This window comes from Tranquillimonas alkanivorans, assembly GCF_900115595.1.
Classification (GTDB): domain Bacteria; phylum Pseudomonadota; class Alphaproteobacteria; order Rhodobacterales; family Rhodobacteraceae; genus Tranquillimonas; species Tranquillimonas alkanivorans.
In genome coordinates, this window is record NZ_FOXA01000003.1 from 80,440 (window position 1) to 97,375 (window position 16,936).

The 16,936-nt window shown below is 68.4% G+C and carries 17 protein-coding genes; 9 read left to right on the forward strand and 8 right to left on the reverse strand.

Going from position 1 to position 16,936, the window contains the following annotated elements:
* Together minD and minC are read right to left on the reverse strand one after the other, a co-directional pair.
* Positions 1-822 carry a septum site-determining protein MinD gene (gene minD / locus BM162_RS05605; RefSeq protein WP_093418899.1) on the reverse strand — a complete coding sequence of 274 codons (822 nt, stop codon included), beginning with the start codon at positions 820-822 and terminating at the stop codon, positions 1-3.
* A complete protein-coding gene (minC, locus tag BM162_RS05610) occupies positions 819-1,601 on the reverse strand; it encodes a septum site-determining protein MinC (RefSeq protein ID WP_245759181.1) in 783 nt (260 codons plus the stop codon). Before minC ends, minD begins: the two co-directional genes overlap by 4 nt.
* A 228-nt stretch (positions 1,602-1,829) precedes the next feature.
* On the opposite strand from minC, the gene BM162_RS05615 reads away from it, so the two are divergent.
* The 4 genes from BM162_RS05615 (at position 1,830) to BM162_RS05630 (ending at position 5,676) form a co-directional block, all read left to right on the forward strand.
* Positions 1,830-2,642, forward strand: coding sequence for a TIGR00282 family metallophosphoesterase (locus tag BM162_RS05615; protein WP_093418904.1), 813 nt, complete (start codon positions 1,830-1,832; stop codon positions 2,640-2,642).
* Positions 2,643-2,743: 101 nt separating this feature from the next.
* Complete coding sequence (locus BM162_RS05620; RefSeq protein WP_093418906.1) at positions 2,744-4,522, forward strand: SLC13 family permease; 1,779 nt, start codon at positions 2,744-2,746, stop codon at positions 4,520-4,522.
* On the forward strand, positions 4,522-4,851 hold the full coding sequence (locus BM162_RS05625) for a hypothetical protein (RefSeq protein WP_093418909.1): 330 nt from the start codon (positions 4,522-4,524) through the stop codon (positions 4,849-4,851). The genes BM162_RS05620 and BM162_RS05625 overlap by 1 nt, the downstream gene beginning before the upstream one ends.
* Before the next feature lie 84 nt (positions 4,852-4,935).
* Positions 4,936-5,676: a YebC/PmpR family DNA-binding transcriptional regulator gene (locus BM162_RS05630; RefSeq protein ID WP_093418910.1), complete on the forward strand. Its 741-nt coding sequence runs from the start codon at positions 4,936-4,938 to the stop codon at positions 5,674-5,676.
* A gap of 75 nt (positions 5,677-5,751) precedes the next feature.
* Here the strand turns inward: BM162_RS05630 and BM162_RS05635 are convergent, their stop codons facing one another.
* The 3 genes from BM162_RS05635 to BM162_RS05645 all read right to left on the reverse strand — a co-directional run bounded on the left by BM162_RS05635 (position 5,752) and on the right by BM162_RS05645 (position 8,425).
* Positions 5,752-6,387 carry a hypothetical protein gene (locus BM162_RS05635; RefSeq protein WP_093418913.1) on the reverse strand — a complete coding sequence of 212 codons (636 nt, stop codon included), beginning with the start codon at positions 6,385-6,387 and terminating at the stop codon, positions 5,752-5,754.
* A 170-nt stretch (positions 6,388-6,557) separates the two neighbouring features.
* On the reverse strand, positions 6,558-8,015 hold the full coding sequence (locus BM162_RS05640; protein WP_093418916.1) for a pilus assembly protein TadG-related protein: 1,458 nt from the start codon (positions 8,013-8,015) through the stop codon (positions 6,558-6,560).
* Positions 8,015-8,425, reverse strand: coding sequence for a TadE/TadG family type IV pilus assembly protein (locus BM162_RS05645; protein ID WP_093418918.1), 411 nt, complete (start codon positions 8,423-8,425; stop codon positions 8,015-8,017). Before BM162_RS05645 ends, BM162_RS05640 begins: the two co-directional genes overlap by 1 nt.
* Before the next feature lie 249 nt (positions 8,426-8,674).
* Here BM162_RS05645 and BM162_RS05650 point away from each other — a divergent pair, with 249 nt between their 5' ends.
* Entirely contained in the window at positions 8,675-9,274 is a 600-nt protein-coding gene (locus BM162_RS05650; protein ID WP_093418922.1) for a LysE/ArgO family amino acid transporter, read from the forward strand.
* 2 nt (positions 9,275-9,276) lie between these two features.
* The gene (locus BM162_RS05655) at positions 9,277-10,179 is read left to right on the forward strand and encodes a DMT family transporter (RefSeq protein ID WP_342741147.1); all 903 of its coding nucleotides are present in this window, start codon (positions 9,277-9,279) and stop codon (positions 10,177-10,179) included.
* Positions 10,180-10,263: 84 nt separating this feature from the next.
* On the opposite strand, the gene choV is transcribed toward BM162_RS05655, so the two are convergent.
* The 3 genes from choV to choX form a co-directional block, all read right to left on the reverse strand.
* Entirely contained in the window at positions 10,264-11,292 is a 1,029-nt protein-coding gene (choV, locus tag BM162_RS05660) for a choline ABC transporter ATP-binding protein (RefSeq protein ID WP_093418924.1), read from the reverse strand.
* Positions 11,289-12,122, reverse strand: a complete 834-nt coding sequence (gene choW, locus BM162_RS05665; protein WP_093418927.1) for a choline ABC transporter permease subunit — start codon at positions 12,120-12,122, stop codon at positions 11,289-11,291. Before choW ends, choV begins: the two co-directional genes overlap by 4 nt.
* A 124-nt stretch (positions 12,123-12,246) precedes the next feature.
* Entirely contained in the window at positions 12,247-13,173 is a 927-nt protein-coding gene (gene choX / locus BM162_RS05670) for a choline ABC transporter substrate-binding protein (protein WP_093418930.1), read from the reverse strand.
* A gap of 85 nt (positions 13,174-13,258) precedes the next feature.
* Here choX and betI point away from each other — a divergent pair, with 85 nt between their 5' ends.
* The 3 genes from betI to betB all read left to right on the forward strand — a co-directional run bounded on the left by betI (position 13,259) and on the right by betB (position 16,861).
* Positions 13,259-13,828 (forward strand): choline-binding transcriptional repressor BetI, encoded by a 570-nt coding sequence (gene betI, locus BM162_RS05675; protein WP_093418933.1) that lies wholly within the window; start codon positions 13,259-13,261, stop codon positions 13,826-13,828.
* A complete protein-coding gene (gene betC, locus BM162_RS05680) occupies positions 13,825-15,333 on the forward strand; it encodes a choline-sulfatase (protein ID WP_093418936.1) in 1,509 nt (502 codons plus the stop codon). Before betI ends, betC begins: the two co-directional genes overlap by 4 nt.
* Before the next feature lie 70 nt (positions 15,334-15,403).
* Positions 15,404-16,861, forward strand: a complete 1,458-nt coding sequence (gene betB / locus BM162_RS05685; RefSeq protein ID WP_093418938.1) for a betaine-aldehyde dehydrogenase — start codon at positions 15,404-15,406, stop codon at positions 16,859-16,861.
* The last annotated feature ends 75 nt before the right edge of the window (positions 16,862-16,936 follow it).

Below are 16,936 nucleotides of genomic sequence, written 5' to 3' on the forward strand. Positions count from 1 at the left end.
TCAGGCCGTCCTCTTGAAGAGGCGCTGGAAGAAGCCCTGCCGCTCTTCTCCGCCGATGCGCATTTCCACCTGCTCGCCCACCAGCCGCGCGACGGCCTCGTCATAGGCGCTGGCCGCGCGGGAGCCTTCATCGTCCAGCGTGACCGGCGTGCCGAGGTTCGACGCGCGCAGCACGGCCTGGCTTTCGGGGATGACGCCCAGAAGCGGGATGGCCAGGATCTCGAGCACGTCCTCGACGGTCATCATCTCGCCCTTGGCGATGCGCTGCGTGTCATAGCGCGTCAGCAGGGCATGCGCCTTGATCGGCTCGCTGTCGGGTGTCTCGGCGCGATGGGTCTTGCTGTTGAGCAGGCCCAGCACGCGGTCGCTGTCGCGGACCGAGGATACCTCGGGGTTGGTGACCACGACGGCTTCGTCTGCGAAGTACATCGCCAGCTGCGCGCCGCGCTCGATGCCGGCGGGGCTGTCGCAGACGATGTAGTCGAACTCTTCACGCAGCTCGTTCAGCACCTTCTCGACCCCCTCCTGCGTCAGCGCGTCCTTGTCGCGCGTCTGCGAGGTCGGCAGGATCGACAGCGTGTCGAGGCGGCGATCCTTGATCAGCGCCTGCTTCAGCTTCGCGTCGCCCTGGATGACGTTGATGAAGTCGAAGACCACGCGGCGCTCGCACCCCATGATCAGGTCGAGGTTGCGCAGGCCCACGTCGAAATCGATGACGACGGTCTTGTGCCCGCGCTTGGCGAGACCGGCGCTGATGGCGGCGGCGGACGTGGTCTTGCCGACGCCGCCCTTGCCGGAGGTAACTACGATGATCTTGCTCACTGAGCGCTCCTGTCCCGGGTTTGAGGGTTGCCGAGGGGTTCGATGCGCAGGTCCTCGCCCTGGAGGAAGACCTGGACGCTCTGCTTGCGGACGGACGCGTCAAGGCTTTCGTTCGTCCGGTAGAGGCCTGAGATGGCCAGAAGGTCGGCGTCAAGGCTTTGACAGAAGATGCGCGCCGACTCGTCGCCGTTGACACCGGCCAGCGCGCGCCCGCGCAGCGTGCCGTAGACGTGGATGTTGCCCGCCGCGACCAGTTCGGCGCCCGACCCGACCGGCCCGACCACAACCAGGTCCCCGCGATCGGCGAAGACGGTCTGGCCCGAGCGGACGGGCGTGGTGATCAGCTTGTTCTCGGGCGCCGGCGCCTCGGTGGCCGGGGCGGCGGGGGCGCTTTCCTTGCGGGCCGCGGCCCGCGCCGGGGCTTCGCGGCCGCCGAAAAGCTCGATCAGCCCGACCGAGCCCGCCGCCGAGGCCTGCTCTTTCGAGCCGTGCTGGAAGCCGAAGACGCTGAGCTTCCGGCTGCGCAGCTTGTGCACGATATGCACCAGCTCGTCGCCACGCAGCGTTCCCTTCACCTGGTCGAGGTCGATGACCAGCGGCGCCTCGGCGAAGAAGCGCGGGGTCTGCTGCAACTGCGTGTCGAGCGCGGCGAAGAACGCCTCGTCCGGCGCACCGGCGATGCGAAGCGCGAGCGCGGTGAAGAACCGGCCGCGGATCTGGAACGGCTGGACGGTGGTGACTTGCGCCTCGGGGCGGCCTTTGGACTTTGAGAACTGCACGCCTGAAAATCTGCTCTGTTTCGCGGCCGGGAATCGCCGTTCGGCCGGCTTGTGGTTACCCCAACCCATAGTCTTTGTCGGCCTTGGCGTCCACATCATCTCGCCATTTCCGCGCGTTTCGGCAAAGCCGCGCCGTTGGGTCCCGGCCTCCCACACCGGCGCTAGATGCCGGACCGATCGGCCGGGCGCGGCCTTGCTCTTCTTGCGGCACCGGCCTAGGTCCCCGGCATGCGTATACTTTTTCTGGGCGACGTGATGGGACGGGCGGGGCGCGCGGCGGTGCGCGGCCGGCTCAAGGGGCTGCGCGAGGCGTGGAAGCTCGATTTCGTGGTGGTCAACGGCGAGAACGCCACCAGCGGCGCCGGGCTGTCGCCCGATCACGCCAAGTTGCTGCTCGAGGCCGGGGCCGACGTGCTGACGCTGGGCGATCACGCATTCGACCAGAAGGACATGCTGCAGTTCTGCGAGACCGAGCCCCGCATCGTCCGGCCGATCAACTTCTCGAAGGTGGCGCCGGGGCGCGGGGCGCGGGTCTTCGACGCACCGGGCGGGCGCAAGGTGCTGGTGGCGCAGGTGCTCGGCCAGGTCTTCATGAAGCGCGCTTTCGACGATCCGTTCTCGGCCATCGAGCCGGTGTTGAAGGCCGCGCCGCTGGGCGTGCAGGTCAACGCCGCCATCGTGGACATGCATTGCGAGGCCACGTCCGAGAAGATGGCGATGGGCCGTTTCTGCGACGGCAAGGCCAGCCTCGTGGTCGGCACGCACACGCACGTGCCCACGGCCGACGCGATGGTGCTGCCGGGCGGCACCGCCTACCTGAGCGATGCCGGCATGTGCGGCGACTACAATTCGATCATCGGGATGGAGCCGGCCGAGCCCATGCGCCGCTTCCTCACCGGGATGCCCCGGGCGCGGTTCACGCCGGCGGCCGGCCCCGCGACGCTGTCGGGCGTCTTCGTCGAAACCGACGACACCACCGGCCGGGCACGGCGTGTGGAGATGGTACGCGAGGGGGGGCTGCTTCAACCGGCCGCGCCCTGAGGTCGCGACGCGGCGTCGGCACGTCGCGCGTGGCGCTTGTACCATGCGCCGCAACCGCTAAGGTCTGACGCGGCCCGGAGACCGGAGACGACCCGCACACCATGTTCCCGTTCGTGTTCGACCCCATGATCCAGGCTGTTCTGGCGTGCCTGATCGTCGCCGGCATGTTCGTCGTGTTCATGCGCGAAAGCTACCCGACCGAGGTCGTCGCGATCGCCGGCGCGTCGCTGATGTTCGCGCTGGGGCTTCTGCCCTACGACGCCGCGCTCGAGGTCTTCGCCAACCCCGCCCCCTGGACCATCGCCGCGATGTTCCTGGTCATGGGCGGGCTGGTCCGGACGGGTGCGGTGCAGTGGCTGACCGAGCATGCCGACCGGCGCAGCGAAACCCGGCCCATCCTGACGCTTATCGCAAGCCTCAGCGTCGTCGCCGTAGGCTCGGCCTTCATGAACAACACGCCGGTCGTCGTGGTGATGATCCCGGTCTTCGTGCAACTGGCCAAGCGGCTGGGCATCCCGCCGTCGAAGGTGCTGATCCCGCTGAGTTATGCCGCGATCCTGGGCGGTACGCTCACGCTGATCGGCACCTCGACGAACCTCCTGGTGGACGGGGTGGCGCGGACCGAGGGGCTGGAATCGTTCGGCATCTTCGAGATCCTGCCCCTTGGGCTCGTGCAGGTGGTCGTGGGCGGGCTGTACCTGTCGCTCGTCGGGCGGCACCTGCTGCCCGAGCGGCACTCGATGGGCGTTATGCTGAGCGACCGGCGCAAGATGAAGTACTTCACCGAGGTCGCGCTGCCCGAGGACAGCGCGCTGATCGGGCAGAGGGTGCTGGACGTTGACATATTCCAGCGCGAGGGCGTGCGCGTGGTCGACGTGCTGCGCGGCGACGCCTCGCTGAGGCGCGACATGCAGGGCGTCGTGCTTGAACCGGGCGACCGCGTCGTGCTGCGCACCGAGATGGCCGAGCTTCTGGGCCTTCAGCAGAACCGCGACCTGCGCGCAGTCGACAAGCTGTCGTCGGTGGCGACCGAGACGGTCGAGGTCCTGATCTCGCCCGGCTGCCGGATGATCGGGCGCTCGCTGGGCTCGATGCGGCTGCGGCGGCGCTACGGCGTGTATCCGCTGGCGGTGCACCGGCGGAACCAGAACCTGGGCCGGCAGCTGGACGACGTGGTGGTGCGCGTGGGCGACACGCTGCTGCTTGAAGGCGCGCCCGAGGACATCCAGCGCCTCGCGCAGGACATGGAGCTGGTCGACATCGCGCGTCCGGCCGCGCAGGCATTCCGCCGCTCCAAGGCGCCGGTGGCGGTGGGGGCGCTCGGCGCGGTCGTCGTGCTCGCCGCGCTGAACGTCGCGCCGATCCTGGCGCTCGCGGTGCTGGCGGTGGCAGTCATCCTGCTATCCCGCTGCGTCGATGCGGACGAGGCGTTTTCCTTCGTCGAGGGGCGGCTGCTGGCGCTGATCTTCGCGATGCTCGCCATCGGGGCCGCGCTTCAGGAAACCGGGGCGGTCGAGCTTATCGTCAGCGGGATCGAGCCCTTCCTGGCCGACCTGCCGCCGGTGCTGGTGATCTTCGCGATCTACGTGATCGCCTCGACGCTGACCGAGCTGGTGTCGAACAACGCCGTGGGCGTGATCCTGACGCCCATCGCGATCCAGATCGGCGTGGCGCTGGGGCTCGACCCTCGGCCGCTGGTCGTCGCGGTGATGTTCGCGGCCTCGGCGGCGTTCTCGACGCCCATCGGCTACCAGACGAACATGATGGTCTACGGGCCCGGCGGCTATCGCTTCACCGATTACCTGAAGGTGGGCGTGCCTATGAACCTTCTGCTGGGCGTCACGGCGAGCCTCGTGATCCCGCTGATCTGGCCGGTGTGATGCGGCGGCTGTGGCTGATCCTCGCGCTGGCCGGCTGCGCCGCGGCCGCGCCGGAGCGGCGGCCGCAGGTGGGCGAGGCCATCCTCTACCGCGACACGCTGACGGTCGAGATGCGCGACGGCACGCTCTGCGTCGCGCCGCGCCCGCCTTCGGGAGCATGGGAAGGGCGGCTTATCGGTTGTCCTTACACCTGGCCCGTGGTGGTGCGGCCGCAGGGGCAGGGACCGCGCAGCCTGCTGGCCCCGGCCGCGCCCGGCGCACCGGCGGCGGTGGGGCTTCAGACGCCGGACGGTCCGCTGGCTTTCACGTTGCGCGCGACGTCGTCGTGACGCGAAGACCGGCACGACTTGAAGCGGTGGCGTGAACCACGATATAGGGCGTCATTCCAGGTTCGAGGACGGAGAGACGGGCACATGGCAGGCCATTCGAAATGGGCGAACATCCAGCACCGCAAGGGGCGCCAGGACGCCGCCCGGTCGAAGCTTTTCTCCAAGCTCTCCAAGGAGATCACCGTCGCCGCCAAGATGGGCGACCCGGACCCCGAAAAGAATCCGCGCCTGCGGCTGGCGGTGAAGGAAGCCAAGTCGAACTCAGTCCCCAAGGACGTGATCGACCGCGCCATCAAGAAGTCGCAGGGCGGTGACGCCGACAACTACGAGGAAATCCGCTACGAGGGCTATGGCCCCAACGGCGTGGCGATCATCGTCGAGGCGATGACCGACAACCGCAACCGCACCGCCTCGACCGTGCGCTCGACCTTCGGCAAGCACGGCGGCAACCTGGGCGAGACGGGCTCGGTGTCGTTCATGTTCGACCGCAAGGGGCAGGTGGTCTATCCGGCCTCGGTCGGTGACGCGGACGACGTGATGATGGCCGCAATCGAGGCCGGGGCGGAGGACGTGGAAAGCTCGGACGAGGGCCACGTGATCTGGTGCGCCGACACCGACCTGAACGAGGTGTCGAGCGCGCTCGAGGAGCAGCTGGGCGAAAGCGAATCGACCAAGCTGGTCTGGCGGCCGCAGACGACGACCGAGCTCGAGCTCGAGGACATGCAGAAGCTGATGAAGCTGATCGAGGCGCTCGAGGATGACGACGACGTGCAGAACGTCACCGCCAACTTCGAGGTGTCCGACGAGGTGATGGCGGCGCTCTGAGAGCCGGCCGGGCGGCATCATCGGAGACGTTTCAAAGGGCGCTGCATGGCGCCCTTTTTCGTGCCGGGTCGCCCGTTACGCGTCCTCCACCCGATGCGCCGGGTCCGGTCCGGACGCGCCGATCTCGGTCAGCACGACGTCGGAGATGCCGGCGAAGTAGAGCGAGGCGGCGCCGAACTCGAGGTACTCCTCCAGCAGGCGCAGTTCCTGCAACGAGAATCCGGGCAAGGTGAACAGCGTGCCGTCTCCGAGCTCGACCAGGAGGAAGTTGAGCTGTGCGCCGTAGCCCAGCCCCAACAGCGCGACGGCGCGCCCCGGCACGAAGGGCGACCGGACGGTCAGCGAGATGGCAAAGGCGGTAAGGACGGCCAGCCCGACCTTTGCGCCATCGCCGCGCAGCTGCTCCGCCAGCGCCTCGAGCGGGAACACCTCTTCGACCGCCACGGCAGCGAAGACCAGCCCGGCGACCAGCCACGGCACGGCGCGCGTCGGTGCGGCCGTAGTCAGGAGCGCCATGAGCAGGGCGAGCGCGGCGCTGATCGACAGAAGCGTGCCGTTCATCACGTTGAGCGGCGAGCCGTCGACCCACGGCGCGACATGGCTGACGCTCTGAAGCGCGATGGCGGTGACGACGTGGCCGACCGAGAAGAGCGCGATGAGACTGAACGGGGAGACCAGACTGCGGAAATTCGGACGGGCGACCTGCGCCAATACTCCCTCCAACCCTTACGCCGGCGGCGCCGGAAATCGTCGATCGCCCTCTACCGCGTACACGCCACGCGCCGGACCTCTCGAAAGTATAGTGCCCGCGCGAAGGGGGAAATGTAAACTCGCGTTTTGAGAGAGCGGCTGTGCTGTGGAGTTCTTGCCTCGCGGCCGGATCAGTTCGCCGCGAGCGTGTAGGAGCCAGAGGTCGGCGCGACATGTCGGATCACCCGCAGGCGCGGCGTCAGGCCGCCGGGCGGCAACGCGCACGAGGTGAAGGTGTGGCTTGCCGCGATATGCATGTCGCCGTCCGCGATCAGGCTCAGCCCGACATGGTTCAGCGTCGTGGACGAGGACGTCGCCGCGAGGTTGACGTCGCCGCCGAGCATCACCGCGACGTTCGAGCCGAAGAAATCGGCCGGCGCGTGCATGCTCCCCTTGGCCATGACGAACGATACCGCGTCCGGCTGACAAGTGGCGGTCGAGGAGCCGATCCGCGCGCCCTGCTTGGCGGTGAGGCTGGCGTTCGAGCTCACCTTCGTCGACAGGAAAAGCGACGAGGTGATGTCGGTCGTCCCGCTGAACTCGAGCCCGCAATCGGTGATGATCGCCACGTCCGAAAAGCTGCCTGTGGCCGGCTGACTGATCGACAGGCCCTTGTTCCCGTTGCCGCAAAAGACATCGTAGACCAGCCCGCCGGGCACCTCCGGCAGCGCCTCGAACTCGCTACGGCTCAATTGCACGACCTGGCCGGGCGTCGCCGTGGCCGGATCGATGGCGGGGCCCAGCACGCTCAGATCGCCCGAGATCGGCTTGTCGGCGAAGAAGGCCGCGTGCAGCGGCCCGTTCGACAGGAAGTCGGCAAGCGTCGTGCCGATCTGCGAGTCCACGCTGTCGAGCAAGAGGTTGCTTTCGTGCGCGGCCGCTTCGCTGCCGGGATTGGCGGCGTCGCTGCACTTGGTCCCGCAGTTGGCGAGGTCGGGCATCGAAAGGCCGGCGTCGCTGCCGAAACTGTTCTGCTGGCTCATCCAGATCTCGTCTTGCGCGTGCACGCAGTAGCGCGACCCGAAGGCGTTGGAGGAGGTCAGATCTATCTCGCCGGCGGCGTACAGGTAGTTATGGCTGGCGCAGCGCTGGGTGTCGGTGAACGCGGTGGTGCTGTCGGCCCGCACCTCCCACGCGTCCAACCTGGTGTTCGGATCGACGAGCGCGGCGATGCGCAGCAGGAACGTCCCCACCGGGTTGCCGAGCGCGCGGGTGCGGTGTAGCGACACCGTCACCGCGTTCCGCTCGCCGAAGTCGGACAGGGCGCCGGTGGCCGGGTCGTAGTTCGCGAGCCGGATGTCCTGCACGGGGTCCTGGAAGAGGGCGCCGTAGACGGCGGCCGGCATGTTCCGCTCGACCGTTGCGCGCACCTGCTCCACCACTGCCGCGTCTGTCGCATCGTTGGCGATGGCGACGACACCGGCGTGCGAAGCCGCGTCGGCGGTGTCGCGCATCAGCTGAAGGTTGCGGTAGGCGTTCGTCACGTCCACCGCGATCCCGGCGACGAGGATCAGGAGCGCGAGCCAGAGCAGCGAGAAGGGCGTCGAGCCGTCCTCGGCGCGGAGGCGGGGCAGGAGCACGCGGCGCATCAGATCGGCTCCAGCACGTGTTCGATGGCGGCCGAGATGGTGAAGCTCTCGGTCAGTCCCAGCGGATCGAGCGAGCTGAGCGCCAGCGCGGGAGAGGACAGCTCAACCCGCACCGTGCTCGCACCGGTCGTGACCGCGACGGTCGGGGCCGTGCCGAAGAGCGTCGCGCGCTCGGTGGCATAGGCCTGCGCGGCGGTGGCGTCCATGGCGTGGCGCGACACGAGCCGCGCGGTCTCGCGCGCGACGTTCCAGTAGCTCGACTGCGCCAGGAAAAGGATCGATACCTGCACTGCCAGCACGAGGAAGAACACCATCAGCGGCAGCCACAACAGGAACTCGATGGTGCTCGACCCGTCGCGACCGCGCAGGAAGCGCGCGCCGTGGTGCCGGAGGTCGCGGAACTGTGGCATTTGAATGGTCCTTCCCGACTGACTGCGCCTCGACCGAGCACGCGACCGTCCCCGCCGTCGCAGCTCGGAAGGCCGCAGGGTGAGCTGACACGACGATTCAAGCGGTATTCCGCCGAGTCTGCGGCGAATTCTTGGCACCCTGCTGTAGCGTCAGTCTCGGTTGCGGCGAGGACGGGGTTGCAGCGGCGCGTCTTTTCATTTCCGCCGCGGCAGTCTAGCCAGTCCGGGAACCGTTTCTGGAGATCGCCAGTGGGCGCCGCCGCCGCGTCCGGCTTCGCGCTGGGCCTGTCCCTCATCCTCGCCATCGGGGCGCAGAACGCCTTCGTCCTGCGCCAGGGACTCAGGCGCGCGCACGTGCTGCCTGTCTGCCTGACCTGCGCGGCCTCTGACGCGGTGTTGATCGCCGCGGGCGTGGCGGGCTTCGGCTGGATCGTGGGCAAGGCGCCATGGCTGGTGCCGGCGATGCGCTGGGCGGGGGCGGCGTTCCTGTTCGTCTACGGCGCGCTCAGCTTCCGAGCCGCCGCCACCTCGGGCGAGCGGCTCGAGGCGGCGGATCGCGGCGCCGGCACGCTCGGCGCGGCGTTGGCCACCTGCCTTGCGCTGACGTGGCTGAACCCGCACGTCTATCTGGACACGGTGGTGCTGCTGGGCTCGGTCGCGGCGGGATGGGACGGGTCGCGCTGGGCCTTCGGCGCGGGCGCGGTGATGGCGTCGTTCGTGTTCTTCCTCAGCCTCGGCTACGGCGCGCGGGCGTTGTCGCCGCTCTTCGCCAAGCCGGCCGCGTGGCGGGTGCTCGAGGCGGTGGTGGGCGTGACCATGTGGGCCATCGCGCTGGGGCTGGTGCTGTGAGCGTGGCCGAGGGGCAAGCGCCGGCGCGACCGCTCGCGGGCGTGGCATGGATGCTGGTAACCGGCGCGCTCTTCGTCGGCGTGACGGCGGTGGTCAAGCATGCGGGCGGGCGTATCCCGGCCGCCGAGTCGGCGTTCCTGCGCTACTTGCTGGGGCTTGTCTTCCTGATCCCGATGCTGCGACCGATGCTGCGCACGCGGCTCACCCCGCGCGACTGGGGCCTGTTCTCGCTCAGGGGGCTGGTGCACGCGCTGGGCGTGATCCTGTGGTTCTTCGCGATGACCCGTATCCCGATTGCCGAGGTCACGGCGATGAACTATCTCTCTCCGGTCTATGTCAGCATCGGCGCCGCCCTGCTGCTGGGCGAGACGCTGGCCAGGCGCCGGCTGACGGCGGTTGGCGTGGCGCTGCTGGGCGCGCTTGTGATCCTGCGGCCGGGGTTCCGCGAGGTGTCAGACGGGCATCTCGCCATGCTGGGCACGGCGGTGCTTTTCGCCGGGTCCTACCTCATCGCCAAGGTGATGTCGGGCCGCGTGCCGCCGTCGGTGGTCGTGGGCATGCTGTCACTGACGGTGACCATCGGGCTCGCCCCCTTCGCCTTCGCCGTCTGGGTGCCACCCACGGGCGAAGAGCTGGCCTGGCTCTTCCTCGTCGCCGCGCTGGCGACCGGCGGGCACTACACCATGACACTTGCCTTCGCCGCGGCACCGGTGACGGTGACGCAGCCGGTGACGTTCCTTCAGCTCGTCTGGGCCACAATCCTGGGCTGGGCCGCCTTCGGAGAAGAGCCCGACGCCTTCGTCATCGCCGGCGGCATGATGATTTTGGGCGCGGTGAGCTTCATCACCTTCCGCGAGGCGCAACTGAAACGCCGCGCCGCGCGCGAGGCGCAGAGCGGCGTTTGAGGCAGCGAATTTTCATCGAAAACTCGCACAGCCGTTTCTTCGACGAAAAATCGGAAGAGGGGGCCGCCGGCCCCCTCCGGCACGTCACCCGGTCCGGCCCGCGAGGTGCGAGAACAGGCTGCCCGAGGTGACCTGTCCGATCACCTGTCCGTCCCGCGTCACGCCCAGCGGCGTGTCGTCCTCGGACATGCGCGCGATGATGTCGGCCACGTGGGTCCGCGCGTCGATCGTCGGGCCCTCGGCGGCCGCGACCGGCGCCATCACGTCCTCGGCCGTCAGCACGCCCAGCGGGTTCATGTTGGCCACGAAGTCGGCCACGTACTCCGTCGCCGGGGCGGTGTAGATGTCGCGCGGCGTGCCCGCCTGTACGATGCGGCCGCCCTCCATGATGGCGATGCGATCGCCGATCTTAAACGCCTCGTCCAGGTCGTGGCTGACGAAGATGATGGTGCGGCCCAGCTCCTTCTGGAGGTCCAGAAGCTCGTCCTGAAGCCGCGTTCGGATCAGCGGGTCGAGCGCCGAGAACGGCTCGTCCATTAGAAGGATCGGCGCGTCCGTGGCGAAGGCGCGGGCCAGGCCCACGCGCTGCTGCATGCCGCCCGAAAGTTCCTCGACCTTTCGGTCGGCCCAGTCGGACAGGCCGACGAGTTCGAGCTGCCGCTCGACCTTCTTGCGCCGCTCGGCCTTGGACATGCCGCCGAGCTCGAGCCCGAGGCCAACGTTCTCGGCCACCGTGCGCCAGGGCAGAAGGCCGAACTGCTGGAACACCATGGCGATGTCGTTCAGCCTGAGCCGCCGCAGCGTGGCGGAGTCGGCGTTGGTGACGGACACCATCTCGTCGTTTTCGCGCACGCGGACCTCGCCCCGGACCACGGGATTGAGCCCGTTGACCGCGCGCAAGAGCGTTGACTTGCCCGAGCCCGACAGGCCCATCAGCACCAGGATGTCGCCCTCGGGCACCTCGAGCGTACAATTGTGCACGCCCAGGACCTGCCCGGTCTCGGACTGGATCTCGGCGCGTGACTGGCCCGCGTCCATCAGCGGCAGTGCGTCCTCGGGCTCGTCGCCGAAGACGATCGAGACGTTGTCGAATTCTACTGCGGTCTGCCTCATTTCTGGCCCACCCTCAGAACCCGGTCGAGCATGATGGCCACGACCACGATGATGAATCCGCTCTCGAAGCCGAGCGCGGTGTTTACCTGGTTGAGCGCCCGCACGACCGGCACACCCAGTCCGTCTGCGCCCACCAGCGCGGCGATCACCACCATCGACAGCGACAGCATGATGGTCTGGTTCAGTCCGGCCATGATCTGCGGCAGGGCCGAGGGAAGCTCGACCTTCCACAGAAGCTGGCGCGGCGTGGCGCCGAAGGCGCGCGCGGCCTCGATCAGCGGCATCGGCGTGGACGAGATGCCCAGGTGCGTCAGGCGGATGGGCGCGGGGACCACGAAGATCACCGTGGCGATCAGCCCGGGAACCATGCCGATGCCGAAGAAGACGATGGCCGGGATCAGGTAAACGAAGGTCGGCAGCGTCTGCATCAGGTCCAGCACCGGCCGGATCGCGGCGTAAAGCTTGGGCCGGTGCGCGGCGGCGATGCCCACCGGCACCCCGATCGCCATGCACACGACGCAGGCCGACAGGACAAGCGTCAGGCTCTCGGTCGTTTCTTCCCAGTAGCCCTGGTTGAGGATGAACAGCAGCCCCAGCGCCACGCCGAGCGCGGTCTGCCAGCGGCGCTGCAGCCCCCAGGCGATGGCGGTGAAGACAGCGACGACGATCAGCGGGTGCGGCGTCTGGAACAGCCACAGCAGCGCGTCGATCAGCCACTCCATCGCGTCGGACAGCGCGTCGAAGAAGACGGCGCCGTTGATCTGCAGCCAGTCGAAGACCGCAGCGGCCGTGTCACCGACGGGTATCTTGTTTTCGGTCAGCCACTCCATGGGGCCGGCCCTCCTGAATTATGGTGCGCGGGGACGGGCGAAGGCGGCCGCGGTACGGGGCTGTCGCACGTCCACGGCCCCGGCAGGCGGGCCGGGGCCGTCGCATCGGTTACGGTCGGCGGCCTCAGAGGCCGAGCGCCTCGCGCACGGCGGGCAGCGCCTCGCCGCCGTCGGCGGTGGTCACGCCCTCGAGCCAGGGCTCGATGACGTCGGGGTTTTCTTGCAGCCAGGCACGGGCGGCGTCGCGGGGCCGCTCGCCCGCGTCGAGGATGGCGGCCATGATCTCGTTCTCCATCTCGAGCGTGAACTCGAGGTTCTGGAGCAGCTTGCCCACGTTCGGGCACTCATCGACGAAGCCCGAGGTGGTGTTGGTGTAGACGGTCGCGCCGCCGAAGTCCGGCCCGAAGAAATCGTCGCCGCCCGACAGGTAGGTCAGGTCGAAGTTGGCGTTCATCGGGTGCGGTTCCCAGCCCAGGAACACCACCGGCTCGTCGCGGCGGGTGGCACGGTCGACCTGCGCCAGCATGCCCTGCTCCGAGCTTTCGCGAAGCTGGAACTCGCCCAGACCGAAGGCGTCGCCCTCGATCATGTCGAGGATCAGGCGGTTGCCGTCATTGCCCGGCTCGATCCCGTAGATCGTGCCCTCGAGTTCGTCCTCGTACTGCGCGATGTCGCCGAAGCTGTCGATGCCCAGCTCGGCCGCGGGCGCGTTCGCCGCGAGCGTGTACTTGGCGCCGGTCAGGTTGGCGCGGACGGTGTCGACGGTCCCGGCCTCGCGGTAGGGGGCGATGTCGCCCTCCATCGTGGGCATCCAGTTGCCCAGGAACACCTCGACGTCGCCGCTTTCGAGCGAGGTATAGGTCACCGGCACCGACAGGACCTTCACGTCGGTCTCGTATCCCATCGCCTCGAGCAGCTCCGTCGTGGCGGCGGTGGTGGCGGTGATGTCGGTCCAGCCCACGTCGGAGAAGACGATGGTCTCGCAATCCGCGAAGGCGGGCGCGGCGAGCGCGGTCAGCGCCAGCGCGGAAAGGGACGTCTTGAAGCACATGTGCGTGGTCTCCCGTTTTTTCTTGATTGACGGATCAATTAAAAACCATCAGATTGCGTTTGTCACCCCAGAAGGGAGCTTTTTTATGCCGAAGGTCGGCATGGAGCCCATCAGGCGCGATGCCCTGATACGCGCCACCATAACCGAGATCGGCCGCGCCGGCTCGCTCGACGTGACCGTGGGTCAAATCGCGAAGCAGGCGGGGGTTTCCTCGGCGCTGGCGCATCACTACTTCGGCGGCAAGGAGCAGATCTTCGTCGCCGCGATGCGGCATCTGCTCAGCGACTACGGAACGGTGGTGCGCCGGGAACTCGCGAAGGCCAGCGGCCCGCGCGAGCGGCTCGACGCCATCGTGCGCGCCAGCTTCGATGCGCACCACTTCCGCGGCGAAGTGGTGAGCGCCTGGCTGAATTTCTACGTCCAGGCGCAGCGGGTTCCCGCGGCCGGGCGGCTGCTCCGCGTATACCAGAAGCGGCTGAAGTCGAACCTGATGCACGAACTGCGCCCGCTGGTCGGCGACCGCGCCGGCGCCGTGGCCGACGCACTGGCCGCGCTGATCGACGGGCTCTACATCCGCGCCGCCTTCGGCGGCAGCAAGGGCGGCGCCGGCGACGTGCTGGCGGTGCTGGACGACATGCTGAAAGCGAGAACATGACCCAACCGAACTTCCTGATCTTCATGGTCGACCAGGCGAACGGTACGTTGTTCCCGGACGGACCGGCCGACTGGCTGCACATGCCCAACCTCAAGCGGCTGGCCGAAAGGTCCGTCCGGTTCAAGAACAGCTACACCGCCTCGCCGCTCTGCGCACCGGGGCGGGGGGCGTTCATGTCGGGCCAGCTTCCGTCGCGCACCGGCGTCTACGACAACGCGGCCGAGTTCAAATCCGACATCCCCACCTTCGCGCACCACCTGCGGCGCGCGGGCTATCACACCTGCCTGTCGGGCAAGATGCACTTCGTCGGCCCCGACCAGCTGCACGGCTTCGAGGAGCGGCTGACGACCGACGTCTATCCGGCCGACTTCGGCTGGACCCCGGACTACCGCAAGCCGGGCGAGCGGATCGACTGGTGGTATCACAACCTCGGCTCGGTCACCGGCGCGGGCGTGGCCGAGATCACCAACCAGATGGAGTTCGATGACGAGGTCGCCTATCACGCCACGCGCAAGGTCTATGACTACGCGCGCGGGCTCGACCCGCGGCCGTGGTGTCTGACGGTCAGCTTCACCCATCCGCACGACCCCTACGTCGCGCGCAAGAAATACTGGGATCTCTACGAGGATTGCGAGCACCTGCTGCCCGAGGTGCCGGCCTTCGACTACGAGGATCACGACCCGCATTCCAAGCGCATCTTCGACGCCAACGACTGGCGCAACTTCGACATCTCGGAAGAGGACATCCGCCGGTCGCGCCGGGCCTACTTCGCCAACCTCAGCTATCTCGACGATCACATCGGCAACATCATGCATGCGCTCGAGTCGACGGGGCAGGAGGCGGTGATCCTCTTCGTCTCGGACCACGGCGACATGCTGGGCGAGCGGGGCCTGTGGTTCAAGATGAGCTTCTTCGAAGGCTCGTCGCGCGTGCCGCTGATGATCTCGGCCCCGGGGCTCGAGCCGGGCCTGATCGAGACGCCGGTCTCGACGCTCGACGTCGGCCCGACCATGTGCGAACTCGCCGGCGTCTCGATGGACGAGGTCGCGCCGTGGACCGACGGCGAGTCGCTCGTGTCGCTCGCCAGGGGGACGGAGCGGACCACGCCGGTCGCGATGGAATACGCGGCCGAGGCGTCGTATTCGCCGCTGATCGCCCTGCGCGCCGGGCGGTGGAAATACACCAACTGCGCGCTCGACCCCGAGCAGCTGTTCGACCTCGACGCCGACCCGCACGAATTGACCAACCTCGCCGAGGACCCGGCCCATGCCGAGGTGCTGGAACGCTTCCGGGTCGAGGCCGCGAAGCGCTGGGATCTCGAGCAGTTCGACGCCGAGGTGCGCGAAAGCCAGGCGCGGCGCTGGGTGGTTTACGAGGCCCTCAGGCAGGGCGGCTATTACCCGTGGGATTACCAGCCTCTGCAGAAGGCGTCCGAGCGCTACATGCGCAACCACATGGACCTGAACGTGCTGGAGGACCGGCAGCGGTTCCCCCGAGGCGAGTGAGGCGCGCGTATCCGCGCTTGCCCCTGACGAATGCGAACGGCGGCCCCATGCCGCCCGGAAAGGACATGCCATGACACGCAATGCTCAGCCGAAGGCGAGCCATTTCATCAACGGCCGCTACGTCGAAGACACGGACGGCGACGCGCTGACCTGCATCTACCCCGCGACGGGGGAAGAGGTCGCGCGCCTGCACAAGGGCACGCCCGCCATCGTCGAACAGGCGCTCGCCGCCGCGCAGGCCGCGCAGGCCGAGTGGGCGGCGATGACCGGGACGGAACGCGGCCGCATCCTGCGCCGTGCCGCCGACATCATCCGCGAGCGCAACCGAGACCTGTCCGAGCTGGAAACGCTCGACACTGGCAAGCCGCTTCAGGAAACCCTGGTCGCCGACGCCACCAGCGGCGCGGACGCGCTGGAATACTTCGGCGGCATCGCGGCAAGCCTGGGCGGAGAGCACATCCAGCTGGGCGGCGACTGGGCCTATACCATCCGCGAGCCCCTGGGCGTCTGCGTCGGCATCGGCGCGTGGAACTACCCCACCCAGATCGCCTGCTGGAAGGCCGCCCCGGCGCTCGCCTGCGGCAACACGATGGTGTTCAAGCCGTCCGAGGAAACGCCGCTCTGCGCACTGAAGGTGGCCGAGATCCTCGTCGAGGCCGGCGCGCCCCCGGGCGTGTTCAACGTCGTGCAGGGCGCGGGCGAGGTCGGCGCTTCGCTCGTCGGCGACGAGCGGGTGGCGAAGGTCTCGCTCACGGGCTCGGTCCCCACCGGCCGACGCGTCTATGCCGCTGCCGCCGAGGGGATGAAGCACGTCACGATGGAGCTCGGCGGCAAGTCCCCGATGCTGGTGTTCGAGGACGCGGACATCGATGACGCCGTGTCGGCGGCGATCAACGGCAACTTCTACTCCTCGGGGCAAATCTGCTCGAACGGGACGCGGGTCTTCGTCCACAAGGACGTGCTCGAGCCGTTCCTGTCGAAGATGGCCGAACGCCTGAAGGGCGCGGTGATGGGCGACCCGCTGGACGAGGCCACCAACTTCGGCCCGATGGTCAGCGAACGGCAGATGCAGATCGTTCTGGGCTACATCGACAAGGGCAAGGCCGAGGGCGCGCGCCTGATCTCGGGCGGCAACCGCGCCGACCGCGACGGCTGGTTCGTGGAGCCCACGGTCTTCGCCGACGTGACCGACGACATGACCATCGCGCGGGAAGAGATCTTCGGCCCCGTCCTGTCGGTCCTGTCGTTCGAGACCGAGGACGAGGCGCTGAAGCGCGCCAACGCCACGCCCTACGGCCTGTCGGCGGGCGTCTTCACAAAGGACCTCGCCCGCGCGCACCGCGTGGCGGCGGGCTTCCGCGCCGGGACCTGCTGGATCAACCAGTACAACCTGACCCCGGTCGAGGTGCCCTTCGGCGGCGTGAAGATGTCGGGCGTGGGCCGCGAGAACGCCAAGGCGGCGGTCGAGCACTACTCGCAGCTCAAGACCGTCTATGTCGGCATGGGCCCGGTCGAGGCGCCTTTCTGAAAACCACGGGGGCGGCGGCCGGCCGCTCCCGTCCGCGAGCGACGAGGGCCGGGCGGCCCGAAGAACGGTGAGATG

Bases quoted from the DNA above. Each gene is read 5' to 3' on its own strand.
- BM162_RS05615 (WP_093418904.1), top strand. From the start codon at position 1,830: ATGCGTATACTTTTTCTGGGCGACGTGATGGGACGGGCGGGGCGCGCG.
- BM162_RS05620 (WP_093418906.1), top strand. From the start codon at position 2,744: ATGTTCCCGTTCGTGTTCGACCCCATGATCCAGGCTGTTCTGGCGTGC.
- BM162_RS05625 (WP_093418909.1), top strand. From the start codon at position 4,522: ATGCGGCGGCTGTGGCTGATCCTCGCGCTGGCCGGCTGCGCCGCGGCC.
- BM162_RS05630 (WP_093418910.1), top strand. From the start codon at position 4,936: ATGGCAGGCCATTCGAAATGGGCGAACATCCAGCACCGCAAGGGGCGC.
- BM162_RS05640 (WP_093418916.1), bottom strand. From the start codon at position 8,015: ATGCGCCGCGTGCTCCTGCCCCGCCTCCGCGCCGAGGACGGCTCGACG.
- BM162_RS05645 (WP_093418918.1), bottom strand. From the start codon at position 8,425: ATGCCACAGTTCCGCGACCTCCGGCACCACGGCGCGCGCTTCCTGCGC.
- choV (WP_093418924.1), bottom strand. From the start codon at position 11,292: ATGAGGCAGACCGCAGTAGAATTCGACAACGTCTCGATCGTCTTCGGC.
- choW (WP_093418927.1), bottom strand. From the start codon at position 12,122: ATGGAGTGGCTGACCGAAAACAAGATACCCGTCGGTGACACGGCCGCT.
- choX (WP_093418930.1), bottom strand. From the start codon at position 13,173: ATGTGCTTCAAGACGTCCCTTTCCGCGCTGGCGCTGACCGCGCTCGCC.
- betI (WP_093418933.1), top strand. From the start codon at position 13,259: ATGCCGAAGGTCGGCATGGAGCCCATCAGGCGCGATGCCCTGATACGC.
- betC (WP_093418936.1), top strand. From the start codon at position 13,825: ATGACCCAACCGAACTTCCTGATCTTCATGGTCGACCAGGCGAACGGT.
- betB (WP_093418938.1), top strand. From the start codon at position 15,404: ATGACACGCAATGCTCAGCCGAAGGCGAGCCATTTCATCAACGGCCGC.